This window comes from Streptomyces endophytica (assembly GCF_026153355.1).
Lineage (GTDB): Bacteria > Actinomycetota > Actinomycetes > Streptomycetales > Streptomycetaceae > Streptomyces > Streptomyces endophytica.
In genome coordinates, this window is the sequence record NZ_CP110636.1 from 3,734,694 (window position 1) to 3,748,810 (window position 14,117).

The 14,117-nt window shown below is 72.6% G+C and carries 11 protein-coding genes and 2 pseudogenes; 6 read left to right on the plus strand and 7 right to left on the minus strand.

What is annotated here, in order from left to right:
- Nucleotides 1-104 precede the first annotated feature (104 nt).
- The gene (locus OJ254_RS16695) at nt 105-1,040 is read right to left on the minus strand and encodes an SDR family oxidoreductase (RefSeq protein ID WP_265362963.1); all 936 of its coding nucleotides are present in this window, start codon (nt 1,038-1,040) and stop codon (nt 105-107) included.
- 52 nt (nt 1,041-1,092) lie between these two features.
- On the minus strand, nt 1,093-2,019 hold the full coding sequence (locus OJ254_RS16700; RefSeq protein ID WP_265362964.1) for a DUF4429 domain-containing protein: 927 nt from the start codon (nt 2,017-2,019) through the stop codon (nt 1,093-1,095).
- A 175-nt stretch (nt 2,020-2,194) separates the two neighbouring features.
- Between OJ254_RS16700 and OJ254_RS16705 the strand changes: the two genes are divergently transcribed.
- The 4 genes and pseudogenes from OJ254_RS16705 to OJ254_RS16720 all read left to right on the plus strand — a co-directional run bounded on the left by OJ254_RS16705 (nt 2,195) and on the right by OJ254_RS16720 (nt 7,558).
- Nucleotides 2,195-3,826: an alkaline phosphatase D family protein gene (locus tag OJ254_RS16705; RefSeq protein WP_265362965.1), complete on the plus strand. Its 1,632-nt coding sequence runs from the start codon at nt 2,195-2,197 to the stop codon at nt 3,824-3,826.
- A 134-nt stretch (nt 3,827-3,960) separates the two neighbouring features.
- Complete coding sequence (locus OJ254_RS16710; protein ID WP_265362966.1) at nt 3,961-5,277, plus strand: multidrug effflux MFS transporter; 1,317 nt, start codon at nt 3,961-3,963, stop codon at nt 5,275-5,277.
- Nucleotides 5,278-5,354: 77 nt separating this feature from the next.
- Complete coding sequence (locus OJ254_RS16715) at nt 5,355-6,395, plus strand: serine hydrolase domain-containing protein (RefSeq protein ID WP_423836020.1); 1,041 nt, start codon at nt 5,355-5,357, stop codon at nt 6,393-6,395.
- A gap of 171 nt (nt 6,396-6,566) precedes the next feature.
- Nucleotides 6,567-7,558 (plus strand): annotated as a pseudogene (locus OJ254_RS16720) (small ribosomal subunit Rsm22 family protein).
- 21 nt (nt 7,559-7,579) lie between these two features.
- Here OJ254_RS16720 and OJ254_RS16725 read toward each other — a convergent pair.
- Nucleotides 7,580-7,759 (minus strand): DUF6243 family protein, encoded by a 180-nt coding sequence (locus OJ254_RS16725; RefSeq protein WP_265362967.1) that lies wholly within the window; start codon nt 7,757-7,759, stop codon nt 7,580-7,582.
- A gap of 125 nt (nt 7,760-7,884) precedes the next feature.
- Between OJ254_RS16725 and OJ254_RS16730 the strand changes: the two genes are divergently transcribed.
- Together OJ254_RS16730 and OJ254_RS16735 are read left to right on the plus strand one after the other, a co-directional pair.
- Nucleotides 7,885-8,511, plus strand: coding sequence for a TetR/AcrR family transcriptional regulator (locus OJ254_RS16730; protein WP_265362968.1), 627 nt, complete (start codon nt 7,885-7,887; stop codon nt 8,509-8,511).
- Nucleotides 8,512-8,674: 163 nt separating this feature from the next.
- A complete protein-coding gene (locus tag OJ254_RS16735; protein ID WP_265362969.1) occupies nt 8,675-9,427 on the plus strand; it encodes a bifunctional DNA primase/polymerase in 753 nt (250 codons plus the stop codon).
- A gap of 139 nt (nt 9,428-9,566) precedes the next feature.
- On the opposite strand, the gene OJ254_RS31875 is transcribed toward OJ254_RS16735, so the two are convergent.
- From OJ254_RS31875 to efeO, 4 genes and pseudogenes are all read right to left on the minus strand, one after another.
- On the minus strand, nt 9,567-10,556 hold the full coding sequence (locus tag OJ254_RS31875) for an SCO2278 family lipoprotein (protein ID WP_481005572.1): 990 nt from the start codon (nt 10,554-10,556) through the stop codon (nt 9,567-9,569).
- Between the two features lie 66 nt (nt 10,557-10,622).
- Nucleotides 10,623-11,420: pseudogene (efeU, locus tag OJ254_RS16745) on the minus strand (iron uptake transporter permease EfeU); the annotation flags it as partial.
- Nucleotides 11,421-11,487: 67 nt separating this feature from the next.
- Nucleotides 11,488-12,801, minus strand: a complete 1,314-nt coding sequence (gene efeB / locus OJ254_RS16750; RefSeq protein ID WP_265362972.1) for an iron uptake transporter deferrochelatase/peroxidase subunit — start codon at nt 12,799-12,801, stop codon at nt 11,488-11,490.
- Between the two features lie 45 nt (nt 12,802-12,846).
- On the minus strand, nt 12,847-13,998 hold the full coding sequence (gene efeO / locus OJ254_RS16755) for an iron uptake system protein EfeO (protein ID WP_265362974.1): 1,152 nt from the start codon (nt 13,996-13,998) through the stop codon (nt 12,847-12,849).
- Nucleotides 13,999-14,117: the final 119 nt, after the last annotated feature.

The window sequence follows — 14,117 nt, forward strand, 5'->3', positions numbered from 1 at the left end:
GGTGCGGTGAGAGGTAAGCGTGCCACCGGAAGCGACCGGAGGGCAGGGGTCGGACGGAAACGGCCGGGACCGGCGGTGCGGGCGGCGCCGCCGCCGACGGCCGGTCAGCCCCGGCCGATGTAGGGCATGGTGGTGGCCATCACCGTCGCGAACTGCACATTGGCCTCCAGCGGCAGCTCCGCCATGTGCACCACCGTCCGGGCGACGTCCGCGGCGTCCATCACCGGCTCCACCGCCGTCTGCCCGTTCGCCTGCAGGATGCCGGTCTGCATCGGGCCGGTCATCTCGGTGGCCGCGTTGCCGATGTCGATCTGGCCGCAGGCGATGCGGTACGGACGGCCGTCCAGGGACAGCGACTTGGTCAGCCCGGTGATCGCGTGCTTGGTGGCGGTGTACGCGACGGAGTGCGGCCGCGGCACGTGCGCGGAGATCGAGCCGTTGTTGATGATCCGGCCGCCCTGCGGTTCCTGCTCCTGCATGGTGCGGAACGCGGCCTGGGCGCAGAGGAACGCACCGGTGAGGTTGACCTCGACCACCGCGCGCCAGTCGTCGTACGACAGCTCGGTGAGCGGCACCGCCCGGCCGAAGGTGCCGGCGTTGTTGAAGAGCAGGTCGAGCCGGCCGAACCGGTCGCGGACCGCCGCGAACAGCGCGTCGACCTGTTCGGGGCGGGTGACGTCGGTCGGCACGGTGACGACCGCCGGGCTGGTCGGCTCGGTCAGGGCGGCCAGGCGGGCGGTCTCGGCCAGTGCCTCGGCGCGCCGTCCGGCCAGCGCCACCGACCAGTTGGCGCGGATCAGCGCCTGGGCGACGACCCGCCCGATGCCGGATCCGGCGCCGGTGACCACCGCGACCTTACGGGGCGCCGCGCCGCCCTCCCGTGCCTCCTGGGCCGCCGCCGCGGTCTGCGGGGTCTGCCCGCCCCGTGTGGCCGGTGCCGGCAGTGTCGGCCGGGGCGCGGTCGCCGTGCCGCCCACGTGCCCGGCCCGCGCCACCGGCGTCGCCTGTGCTGCCCCTGCCCGCTGTGTGTTCTGTGCCATGGCGGCAGCGTAAACGGCGGCGGCGAGCGAACCGGCCGCCCGCCGCGGCGACTCAGCCGACGGTGTCGAAGCGCCGCAGCACCGCCGCCTTCGTGGCGGTGAACTCCTCGTCGGTCAGGATGCCCTCGCGGTGCAGCTCGCCCAGTTCGCGCAGCCGGCGCAGCAGCGCGTCGTGGTCGTCGGCCGGGGCGGCGGCCGGGGGCCCCGCCGCGGGGGGCGCGGACGCCGCCGCGGGGAGGGCCGGAGCGGCCGCGGGGAGGGCCTGGGCCGCGGGCGCCGAGGGGTGCGGCAGCCGTGCGGTGACCGCGGCCGCCAGCAGCGCGGTGGTGCCGCTCTCCTTCTTGAAGCCCCACAGTTCGATGGAGTTGGGGTCGTGGTCCGGTTTGAGCCGTTCCTTCGCGCCGTGCGGACGGAAGCGCAGGAAGCCGGACTCCAGGCCGGCGGACGGGCGCCACTCCACCGCTTCGAGTTCGGTCAGGGCGTAGTCCCGCGGACCCCACTGCCGCTTGGTCTCACTGGTGTTCCAGCGCCACTCCACGCGCACCCGCTCCCCGTCGAAGGTGGCGACCCCGTCCACCCCGGCGGCCGTCAGCGGTACCGAGGGGCCGGGCAGCAGATAGCGGTCGCAGGGCCCGTCCGGCACCTGCTCCAGCAGCAGGGCCTGCCGGACCGCGTCCACGAAGTACTCGGCGACGTCCACCCGCGCGGCCTCCACGGCGACCTGATACGGATTCGCGTCGTCCGACAGCCCGCCGCCGGTGACCTGGAGCAACGGATCCGCGCCGTCCCGCAGCCGCAGCCGGAGCCGGCCGACCTTGCGGCCCGGTTCGTGGGCGATGCCGGCCAGCGCGGTCAGTGGGACCGTGAACTCGCCCAGATCCTGGCGTAGTTTGTGCACCCCACGCTCGCGGCCCGGCACGATGCGTATGCCCTCTCCGTCGAAGCTCCAGGTGCCGTCGCGTCCCATCAGTTCAGCCATGTCCCGAATCCTACGGAGAGCCGGTGGTGCGTGCGGCGTGCCGTGATTGTCCGGCGTCGTCCGGTGCCGGACCAACCATCATCGAGCTGTCATGCCTGCGTCGTACCCGGGTCAGCGGCCCGCCGTCCCGCGGCCCTCCAATCGTCGGCAGCAACCGCCGCCAGGGGAGGGCCAGATGACGCACACCGCACCGTACGAGCAGGAGATCAGGGCCGCTGCCGCGAGCGTGGGCCGGCGCCGCTTCCTCACCGTGACCGGGGCCGCCGCCGCGCTCGCGTTCACGGCCAACCTCCCGGCCGCCGGCGCCGCGCACGCCGCCGAGGCCGACGCCCGGAAGATCACCGAGAACCCCTTCACCCTCGGCGTCGCCTCCGGCGACCCGCAGCCCGGCTCGGTCGTGCTGTGGACCCGCCTCGCGCCGCGGCCGTACGAGCCCGGCAACGGAATGCCGGACGCCAGAGTCACGGTCCGCTGGGAGGTCGCCTACGACGAGCGCTTCTCGCGGCTGGCCGGGCAGGGCCGGGCCGACGCCCACCCGGAGTTCAACCACTCCGTGCACATCGAGCCCACCGGCCTGGCCCCGGACCGCGTCTACTACTACCGCTTCCGGGCCGGCAGCTGGATCAGCCCGGTCGGCCGCACCCGCACCGCGCCGGCCCGCGGCGCCCAGCTCTCCCGGCTGAAGCTCGCCGCGGTCTCCTGCCAGGCCTACCACGACGGCTACTTCACCGCCTACCGGCACCTGGCGGAGGAGGACCTCGACGTCGTCTTCCACCTCGGCGACTACCTCTACGAGTACCCGGTCGACGCGGCCGGCGGCGCCCGCAAATACACCGGCCGCACGCTGCCCGCCCGCTTCAACCGCGAGACGGTCACGCTGGAGGACTACCGGCTGCGCTACGCGCTGTACAAGTCCGACCCGGACCTCCAGGCCGCACACGCCGCCCACCCGTTCATCGTCACCTGGGACGACCACGAGGTGGAGAACAACTACGCCTCCGACATCAGCGAGGACGACCTCCCGCCCGCCGAGTTCCTGGTCCGCCGGGCCGCCGCCTACCGCGCGTACTGGGAGAACCAGCCGCTGCGCCGCCCGCAGCGGCCGCACGGCCCGGACGCCCGGCTCTACCGGCGCCTCCACTACGGCCAGCTCGCCCAGTTCGACATCCTCGACACCCGCCAGTACCGCTCCGACCAGGCCTACGGTGACGGCTGGCACGCGCCGGGCCCGGAGTCCACGGACCCGAAGCGGACCCTGACCGGTGCCGCCCAGGAGCGCTGGCTGATCGACGGGTGGCGGCAGTCCACCGCCCGCTGGAACGTGCTGCCGCAGCAGGTCGCGTTCTCCGAGCGGCGCAACGCCACCGGCCCCGGCTACCAGGTCAGCATGGACGCCTGGGACGGCTACCCGGCCTCCCGCGCGCGGGTACTGGCGGGTGCGGAGTCGGCCGGCGTGGACAACCTCGTCGTGCTCACCGGCGACGTGCACGTCCACTACGCCTTCGACATCAAGAAGGACTTCGCGGACCCCCGATCGCGCACCGCGGGCGTGGAGTTCGTGACCACCTCGATCGCCAGCGGCAAGGACGGCGCGGACAAGCCCGCCAACTGGGGCACGTACATGGCCGCCAACCCGCACCTGAAGTTCTACAACGGCCGCCGCGGCTATGTGACGGTCACCCTGGACCGGGACACCGCCCGCGGCGACTACCGGACGGTGTCCGCCGTCACCACCCCCGGCGCGCCGGTCAGGACGGCCGCGTCCTTCGTCACCGAGGCCGGCAACCCGGGCCTCAAGCCGGCCTGATGCCCGGACCGCGGGCCCCGGCCGGACTGCCGGCCGGGACCACGGTCCTAGGTCCAATGACGCACCCGGTAAGGGGCCCGAACCCGCTCTGCTCATGACACCATGGATCGGCCCACCGACCCATGGAGACGCACATGACGGAGCCCGGCACCAGACCGGCAGACCCCTCGGACACCCCCGCCATAGCCGGGCGGGACGCGGCAGCACCACCTCCCGCCGCGTCCCGCCGCACCGGCCTCCTCGTCACCCTCGTCCTCGGCGGACTCACCGCGGTCCCGCCGCTCTCCATGGACATGTACCTGCCGGCCCTGCCGCAGGTCACCGCCGCGCTGCACAGCCCGGCCGCCACCGTTCAGCTCACCCTCACCACCTGCCTCGCCGGCATGGCGCTGGGCCAGATGATCGTCGGCCCGATGAGCGACAAGTGGGGGCGCCGCCGCCCGCTGCTGGCCGGCATGGTCGTCTACGTCCTGGCCACCGCCCTGTGCGCGCTCGCCACCAACGCCGAACTCCTCATCGCCTTCCGGCTGTTGCAGGGGCTGGCGGGCGCCGCCGGCATCGTCATCGCCCGCGCCGTGGTGCGCGACCTCTATGACGGGGTGGCGATGGCGCGGTTCTTCTCCACCCTGATGCTGATCTCCGGGGTGGCGCCGGTCGTCGCCCCGCTCATCGGCGGGCAGATCCTGCAGATCACCGACTGGCGCGGTGTCTTCGTCGTCCTCACCGCCGTCGGCCTCGCCCTCACCCTCCTGGTCTGGCGCCGCCTGGCGGAGACCCTGCCGCCCGCCCGGCGGCACTCCGGCGGCATCGGCGAGGCCCTCCGAACCATGCGCGACCTGCTCGCCGACCGGGTCTTCTCCGGCTACCTCCTCGTCGGCGCCTTCGCCTTCGCCGCCCTCTTCGCGTACATCTCGGCCTCGCCGTTCGTCGTCCAGGAGATCTACGGCGCCTCCCCGCAGGTCTTCAGCCTGCTGTTCGGCATCAACTCCGTCGGCCTGGTGGCCGTCGGCCAGATCAACGGCAAGGTGCTGGTCGGCCGGGTCGCCCTGGACAAGGTGCTGGGCGCCGGCCTGGCCGTGATCGCGCTCGCCGCGGGCGCGCTGCTGCTGATGTCCGCAGGCGTCTTCGGGCACGTCGGCCTCCTGCCGACGGCCGCCGGACTGTTCGTGCTGATGGCCGCGATGGGCCTGGTCATGCCGAGCACCAACACCCTGGCGCTGCTGCGCACCCCGCACGCGGCCGGCTCCGCCTCCGCCCTGCTGGGCACCTCGACCTTCCTCCTCGGCTCGGTGGCCTCGCCGCTGGTGGGCATCGCGGGCGAGCGGACGGCCGTACCGATGGCACTCGTCCAGCTCTCCTGCGCCGTATTGGCGCTCGGGAGCTTCCTGGGACTGTGCCGTCCGTGGCAGCGTAAGGGGGAGAGCAGCCACGGCGGGAGGACCGCACTCTGAACGCACCTCGACTCACCTCTGGCACGCCGGCCCGGGCGGGACTGGACCCCGCCTGGGTCGAGCGGCTGGTGCGCGGGGTGCGGGAGGTGCCCGAGGGCCGGCCGCCGTGGAGCCCGGGGGTCGTGGTGCTGGCCGGCCGCGGCCCGGTCGTGGTCGCCGAGGAGGCCGCCGGCTGGGCGCAGCGCTACCGGGCGTACGACCCCGAGCGGGACCGCGGGGTGGACCTGCCCCGCGACCTGTGGGAGCCGATGCGGGCCGGCACCGTCTTCGACCTGGCCTCGCTCACCAAGCTCTTCACCGCCGTCGCCGCCGTCCAGCTGGCCGAACGCGGCCGGCTCTCCCTCGACGACGAGGTCCGGGACCATCTGCCGGCCTTCGCCCCCGGCCGCACCGTCCGGCAGCTGCTCACCCACACCTCCGGGCTCGCACCCGAGCTGCCCTTCTACGACCACCCCGGCCGGGACGCCCAACTGGCGCTGCTGTGGCGGGAGGCGGCGGCCCCCAGCGGCGGCGCCGGCCACCGCTACTCCGACCTCAACCTCATCGCCCTGGCGCTGATCCTGGAGCGCCGTACCGGGCGCCGCCTGGACGCGCTGGTCCGCGAGCAGATCACCGGCCCGCTCGGCATGACCTCGACCCGCTACGGACCGCTGCCGCCGCACGGCGTGGCGGCGACCGAGGACCAGCGGCGGCCCTGGGCCAAGGCGGACCGCGGCATGCTCCGCGGCGAGGTGCACGACGAGAACGCCTGGGCGCTGGGCGGGGTGGCCGGCCACGCGGGCCTGTTCTCCACCGCCCAGGACCTGGCCGTGCTGTGCCGCACCCTGCTCAACGGCGGTGCGTACGGCACCGCCCGGATCCTCGGGCCCGCCGCGGTCGACGCCCTGCTCGACCCACCGGGCCTCGGCTTCGTCGTCGACCAGCCGTACTTCATGGGCGAGCTGGCGGGCCGCGGCGCGGCCGGGCACACCGGCTTCACCGGCACCAGCCTGGTCCTGGACCGCGCCACCGACACATTCCTGGTCCTGCTCGCCAATACGGTCCACCCGCGGCGCCGCAACGCCGGCAGCGGCCCGCGGGCGGCTGCGGCGACGTGCTTGGCGCGAGCCGCCGGCTGAGGATCGCCGCACGTTTTCGGCTGGCCCGCCGTGGGGGCTGGCCCGCCCCGGAGGACCACACCCGGCACCACCCACCAACCAAGCGCCCCCGGCCCAAACCCCACCCCGCCGAAGGCGAAAAACAGCAACCCCCACGGCGGGCCAGCCGAAAACGTACGTAGAATTTCGTCGATGCACGACGAACTGCGCGCCGCACTGGCCGGCCTGCTCGACGGCCTGCCGCCCAAGCAGGCTGCGCAGGCCGTCGACCGGCTGATCGCCAACTACCGGGGGCGTACCCCCACCGACGCCCCGGTCCTGCGCGACCGCGCGGACGTGGCGGCCTATGCCGCCTACCGCATGCCGGCCACCTTCGAGGCGGTGCGCGCCGCGCTGACCGCCTTCGCCGTCCGGGTCCCGGACTGGTCCCCGGCCACCCACCTCGACATCGGCGGCGGCACCGGCGCCGCGACCTGGGCCACCGCCGCCCTCTGGCAGGGTCACCACAGCACCGTCCTGGACTGGGCCCAGCCGGCCCTGGACCTCGGCGCCGAACTCGCCGCCGGCATCCTTCCGGACACCACCTGGCGCCGCGGCACCATCGGCGAGGGCCTGACCGTCCCCGAGGGCACGGACCTGGTCACCGTCTCCTACGTACTCGGCGAACTCCGCCCCGAGGACCGCCGTGCGGTGGTCGCCGCGGCCGCCACCGCCACCGCCGTCGTCCTGATCGAACCGGGCACCCCCGACGGCTACCTCCGCATCCGCGAGGCCCGCGACCAGCTCATCGAGGCCGGCCTGCGGATCGTCGCCCCCTGCCCGCACGCCGGGACCTGCCCCATCGTCCCGCTTGTGGGGGCGTGGGGGCACCCCCAGCGGTAGCTGGGGGAGACTGGTGCCACTTCTCCGCCCGGGTCAGCCGCTCCTCCCTCCACCGCCAGGTCAAGGGCGGCGCGCTCCCGTACGAGGACGAGAAGTTCGCCTACGTCGCCGCGACCGCCCTCCCGGCCGAACCCGCCCCCGCCCGGATCGTCCGCAAACCGCAGCTCCGCAAGGGCCAGGTCCTTCTCGACCTGTGCACCACGGACGAGGGGCTGCGGCGCACCACCGTCACCAAGCGGCACGGCGCGCAGTACCGCGAGGCCCGGGACGCCGCCTGGGGCGACAGCTGGCCCGGCGCCTGAGTACGCCGGGCCCGGGCGGTCTCATCCTTTCCCGGTCGCCCGTTCCTGGAACTTGCGCAACAGCTCCTGCCGTTGGTCCTGCGCCCGGGCGCGGTCCGTGCCGCCCCGGCCGCCGCCGGCGCCGCCGCGCAGCGCTCCGCGCGACAGCTTGCTGCGGGTGCCACCGACGCCGAGCATGCCGTCCCCGTTGCCCTTGCTCATGGGTTCCTCCTCCGTCGCACCGATGAAGCGAGACGATGCGTCTCGCGTAACGGGCTTCAGCATGCACGAGACGTATCGTCTCGTCAAGACGATACGTCTCGCCTAGCCCTCGCTACACTCGCCCCATGGCCCACACCTCAGCCTCCTCCGCCGGCTCCGGCGCCAAAGCCCCCGACTCCTCCCGCCGCAGCGAGCGCTCCCGACAGGCGATCTTCGACGCCGCGCTCGCGCTGGTCGGCGAGGTCGGCTACGACAAGCTCACGATCGAGGGCATCGCCTCCCGGGCCGGGGTCGGCAAGCAGACCATCTACCGCTGGTGGCCCTCCAAGGCCGCCGTCCTCCTGGACGCCTTCACCGCCGGCGTCGACGAGGACTACGAAAAGGGCCTCCCGGACACCGGTGATCTCGCCGCCGACCTGAAGACCGTGCTCCACGCGACCGCCGACGAATTCAACGACCACGCCTGGCAGGCCCCCTACCGCGCCCTCGCCGCGGCCGGTGCGAACGACGAGGAGCTCTCCCGCGCCTTCGTCGCCCGGCTGCTGGAGCCCGGCACCCAGGTCTACGTCGACCGGCTGCGGCGGGCCCAGGAGGCCGGCGAGGTGGCCGCGGACATCGACGTACGGGTGGCCGTCGAGATGCTGCTGAGTCCCTTCTCACAGCGCTGGCTGATGCGCACCGGCGAATTGACCCACGACTTCGTCGACACCCTCGTCGACCAGGCATTGCGTGGTCTGCGTCCGCGGGACTGACCCGGCCGGCCGAGCGCCCGGCGTGTGCGGCGACCTGTCGGTGATGGCCGGAAATGCCGGTATTCGGCCTTCTCCTGTTCACCCCGGATCCGCACACCGGTCACCCCGGGCGCAGGATGGTGGCAGCATTGATCCCAGACCACCGCTCGAAGTGAGGGGATAGATGGAACGCAAGAGCAGGTTCTCCCAGTGGCTGCGCCGGCCGAAGAGCGGATCGGACGGCGGCGATACGGACACGGGATCGGTTGCCGCGCGCGGCCGCGAGGACCTGCTGCTGGCCGCGGCCGATGCGGGCTTCCCGATCGCCCCGGCGGCGCACCCCTCCGGCTACGGCTGTTCCTGTGAGCGCATCGGCTGTCCCACCCCCGGACGCCACCCCATCTCCTTCGGCTGGCAGACCGTCGCCACCACCGACCGCGACAAGGTCGCCGCCTGGGTCCGCACCCTCGCGCAGGCCAACTTCATCACCGCCACCGGCATCGCCCACGATGTCCTCGACGTACCCGTCGAGGCCGGCCGCAGCGCCCTCGGACGACTGGAGGCGGCCGGCATCGAGGTCGGCCCGATCACCCTCAGCGGCGCCGGCTTCGGCGACGGCCGGATGCTGTTCTTCACCGCCACCCGCGGCACCCCGGACGACGAGGACGAGTGGTGGCCCTGTGAACTGGACTGCCACCCCGAGACCATGGACGAGCATCCCGGCCTGCGCTGGCACTGCCGCGGCAGCTACGTCCTCCTGCCGCCCTCCACCCTCCCCGGCGAACAGCCCGCGGTGACCTGGCTGCGCGGCCCCGAACTCCCGCTGCCCGACCCGCTGACGCTGCTGGAGTCGCTCACCGACGCCTGCGCGGAGTTCAACGAGCGCGCCGACCGCGAGCACTACCACGAGAGCGCGGCCTGGCCGATCGGCCGCTGACCGCCGCGCCCCGCGCACCGTTCTTCACGTCCCCCGCCGTACGGACAAGGGGCCGCCGGAAACCTCCCGGCGGCCCCTTGTCCGTATCGCGTGGTCCGTCTCGCGCGGTACCGGACTGCTTGCCCGTCTCCCGGCCGGCCTACAGCGGCTTGACCGACGTCTTGGCCTCGCGCCGGTTCAGCACCGTGACCTTGCCCCCGGAGCCCTTCGCCGGCACCGTCACCGCCTGCGCGGAGACGGTGGTGAAGGCCATCCGGTTGGTCTTCTTCGCCGGCCCGTCCATCAGGCCCTGCAACTGGGCCGGGACCGTGATCACCGAACCCGCGGAGACCGTCTTCTGCTGGTGGTAGAAGGTCGAGAAGAACACCAGCGCGCCACCGTCCGTGGTCCGCAGCGCCACCGGCGGGTAGTCGGCCGCGGTGTCCTCCCACAGGATGCGGGCGCCCGGCTGGTTGGTGTCCCGCGCGCGCCGGGCCCGCCAGCCGTCGGTGTTCGGCCCGGACGCGAAGGTGCTGCCCTTGCCGGTGTTGAGGTAGTCGGCGTACGTACGGCTCAGCTTGCCCGGATCGACCGCCAGCCCGGACTTGCCGCCGGCCGGCACCGCCTCGGCGAAGCCGTCCTGGTCCGTCTTCAGCTCCGGCGCCTTGTTGCCGGCGAACTCCGCCAGGTAGACCGCCCGCCACTTCTCCTTGATGCCGTTGCGGCTGAACACCAGGAACCAGCGGCTGTACGAACCGTCGGCCGCCTTGCGGTTGCTGGCCGCGTCGGCGATGAAGTACTTCGGCCAGCCCGCCTGCTTGGGGATCGTGAAGTGCGCGTCCTGGAACGCCAGGGCGGGGTAGGCCGGGTCGCCCTGCGGCTTCAGCGCGTGCGCCGCCTTTATCCCCGCCTGGTCGAGGGCGAGCAGTGCGCCGCCCTCGAACGAGGGGTTGAGCTCCGGATCGAGCTGCCGCTTGGCCTTGTTGAAGCCGGCGGCGAAGCGCTGCAGCGCCTTGGCGCCGTCAGCCTTCGTCACCGCCGGCAGCATCTCCCGCTCGCCGTGCACCGTCATGCACCCGCTCAGTATCACCAGCGCCGTCGCTGCCGACGTCACTGTTGCGGGCACCCGGAACGGCGACCTGCGTGTCATGGGGCTCGGGCTCCTTCGGGGCGACCGGGGCGGACTGGGTGGCCGCCGGGGTGGCACGATTCGGCGCCACCCTACCGGGGCGAGGAAGAAGCCGAGCGTGGGGATCAGATACAGAGCCCACACCGTGACCTGGAGGACGGTCGGGTCCGGCTGGAAGTTGAAGATGCCCTTCAGCAGGGTGCCGTACCAGCTGTCGGCCGGGATCTGCGCGCTGATGTCGAACGCCTGCGAGCTCAGCCCGGGCAGCACGGCCGCCTCCTGCAGGTCGTGGAAGCCGTACGCCAGCACGCCCGCCGCGACCACGACCAGCATCCCGCCGGTCCAGGTGAAGAACTTCGCGAGGTTGATCCGCACCGCACCGCGGTAGAACAGCCAGCCCAGCACCACGGCGGTCGCCAGCCCCAGCAGCGCCCCGACCAACGGCCGTACGCCGTCGTTGGCGGACTGCGCGGCGGTCCAGATGAACAGCGCGGTCTCCAGGCCCTCCCGGCCCACCGACAGGAACGCGGTGACCACCAGGGCCACGGTGCCCATCTGCAGCGCCGCGTCCAGCTTGCCGTGCAGCTCCTTCTTCAGGTGCCGCGCGGTACGCCGCATCCAGAAGACCATCCACGTCACCAGGCCCACGGCGATGATCGACAGCGAACCGCCGAGCGCCTCCTGCGCCTTGAACGTCAGGGTCTCCGAGCCGAACTGCAGCGCCGCCCCGAACGCGAACGACAGCACCACGGCGAGCGCGATGCCGAGCCAGACCGGGCGCAGCGCCTCCCGCCGGCCGGTCTTGACCAGATAGGCGATGAGGATGCAGACGACGAGGCTGGCCTCCAGCCCCTCGCGCAGTCCGATCAGGTAGTTGCCGAACACGCCGGTCCCTTCCCTTCTTTCATACGGCCGCCCGTTCCGGACGGCGATCTCGCCGGTCGCGGCGGTGTCAGGCGAACAGCTCCCGGCCCCACCAGTCGTCCGCCTTCCGGACGCCCGGCGGCACCGCGAAGACCGCGGAACCCACGTGCTGGATGTACTCGTTGAGCGCGTCGTTCTGCGACAGCTTCTGCTGCAGTGGCACGAAGCCGTGCCGCACGTCGCGCTGGTAGGCGAGGAAGAACAGTCCGGCGTCCAGCCGGCCCAGTCCGTCCGTCCCGTCGGTGAAGGAGTAGCCGCGGCGCAGGATGCGGACCCCGCCGTTGGAGTCGGGGTGCGCGAGCCGGACGTGCGCGGTCGGCAGCATCGACTTCAGGTGCGGCTCGTCGCGCTCGTTCTTCCGGCCGACCGGGGCACCCTCGCCCTTGTTGCGGCCGAAGATGTCCTCCTGCTCCTTGAGCGAGGTGCGGTCCCAGGTCTCGATGTGCATCCGTATGCGGCGCGCGACGAGGTACGAACCGCCCGCCATCCAGCCGGCCTTGCCCTTCTCGTCGCCGTCGCCGACCCACACGTGCTTGTCCAGCGCGGCGGTGTCGGTGCCCGCGATGTTCCGGGTGCCGTCCTTGAAGCCCATCATGTTGCGCGGCGTCTGGGCGTCCGGCGTCGTCGAGGACGTCTTGCCGAAGCCGAGCTGGGACCAGCGGATGGCTATCTTGCCGAAGCCGATCCGGGCGAGGTTGCGGATGGCGTGCACCGCCACCTGCGGGTCGTCCGCGCACGCCTGGACGCACAGGTCGCCGCCGCTGCGGGACTTGTCGAGGTTGTCGCCGGGGAACTGCGGCAGGTCGATCAGCGCCGCGGGCCGCCGGTCCTTGATACCGAACCGGTCCTTGCCGTCCTTCTCGAACAGCGACGGGCCGATACCGAAGGTCAGGGTGAGCCGGGACGGCGGCAGACCGAGCGCCTCACCGGTGTCGTCCGGCGGCGCCTCCGCCAGCCCGCCGACCGCGCCGTCACCGACCGCGTCACCGGCGGTCATCCGCGCGGCGGCCTTGGTCCACTCCTTGAGCAGGGCGATCAGCTCGTCGCGGTCGTCGGTGGTGACGTCGAACGCGGCGAAGTGCAGCCGGTCCTGGACGGCGGTGGCGATACCCGCCTGGTGCGCGCCGTGGAAGGCCACCGCGGCGCCCGCGGTGGCGTCCGCGCCGGCCGGCTGGACGTCGTTGCCGACCCGCAGCGCCGCGGCCGTACCGCCGGCCGCCACCGCGCCCAGCGCCAGCCCCGCACCGCCCCAGCCGAGCAGCGAACGCCGGGACGGCGCCCGCCCGTCGGTGCCCTGCGAGGCCTCGGGGGCCTTCGTCACGTCGTCCGTCTTGTCTGCCATACCGTCCTCGTCCTGCGTCATCCTGATCCCCTGCCCGGCGGCGGACTACTTGGCGGTGGCCACGGCTGCGGCCAGCTTCGACAGCGGCTCGGCCAGCGCGTTGACGCCGTCCGAGAGCTTCTTGCGGTCGCCCTTGCCGACCGTGTCGTACGAGACGAACCCGTCGGCGGACTTGTCGTCGCGGTGGTCGTCGAGCAGCGCGTGGATCGCCGCGAACTGCTTGTCCAGCTCCTTGGCCAGCGCCGGCTCGTTCTTGGCGACGACCGGCTTGAGCAGCTCGTACGCCTTCTCGGCGCCCTCGACATTGCCCTGGAAGTCGACCAGGTCGGTGTGGCTGTAGCGCTCTTCCTCACCGGTGACCTTGCCGGTGGCGACCTCGTCGAGCAGCTCCTTGGCGCCGTTGGCCATGCTGGTCGGGGTGATCTCGGCCTTGCCGACCCGCTTCTGCCAGTCCTTGAGGTCGGTGATCAGCTGGTCGGCCAGCTTCTTGTCGTCCCCGGAGATCTTCTTCTCCTCCCACAGGGACTTCTCCAGCTTGTGCCAGCCGGTCCACTTCTGTCCGCCGGTGAGGCCGTCGGCCCGCACGTCGACCTTGGGGTCGATGTCGCCGAACGACTCGGCGACCGGCTCGGTGCGCTCCCAGCCGATCCGGGACGGCGCATAGGCCTTCTTCGCGGCCTCCAGGTCGCCGGACTTGACGGCGTCGGCGAACTTCTGGGCCTTCGGCAGGGTCTCGTCGGCCTGCTCCTGGACGTAACGGCGGTACGCGGCGACCGCGGCGTCCAGCTTGGGGTCGCGCTTGGCGGCCGCGCTCTTGCCGCTGACCGTCACCTTCTGCCGGATGCCCTTGCCCTTCATGCCCGGCTTGCAGGCTATTTCGTACGAACCGGCCTTGATCTCCGCGGTGATCTCGGCGTTGGTGCCGGGGCCGATGTTCTCCCGCTCGGTCACGATCCGGTCGCCCGGGGCGTAGACGTACACCTCGGTGACCTTGGAGCCCTTGTTCTCCACCGAGAACTGCACGTGCCCGGCCGGGAACTCCTTGGCGGACAGCTCGCAGCTGGAGTCGGTCGCGGTCACCTTGACCGCGCCCTTCCCGCCTCCCTTGCCGTCGTTCTTCGCGGCGCAGCCGGCGACGGCGGTGACGGCCGTGGCCGCGGCGAGGGCGGCGAGGGCGGAGGAGCGAAGGGCTCGCATACAGGGCTCCAAGCGGGCTAGGACGAAGAAACGGTGCAGGAGAACGGTAAACAATGGCCGGAGCCACCACTAAGGCGGCCCTAACTTATCTGAGGCTTACCTATTTCTGCCCACCCTGT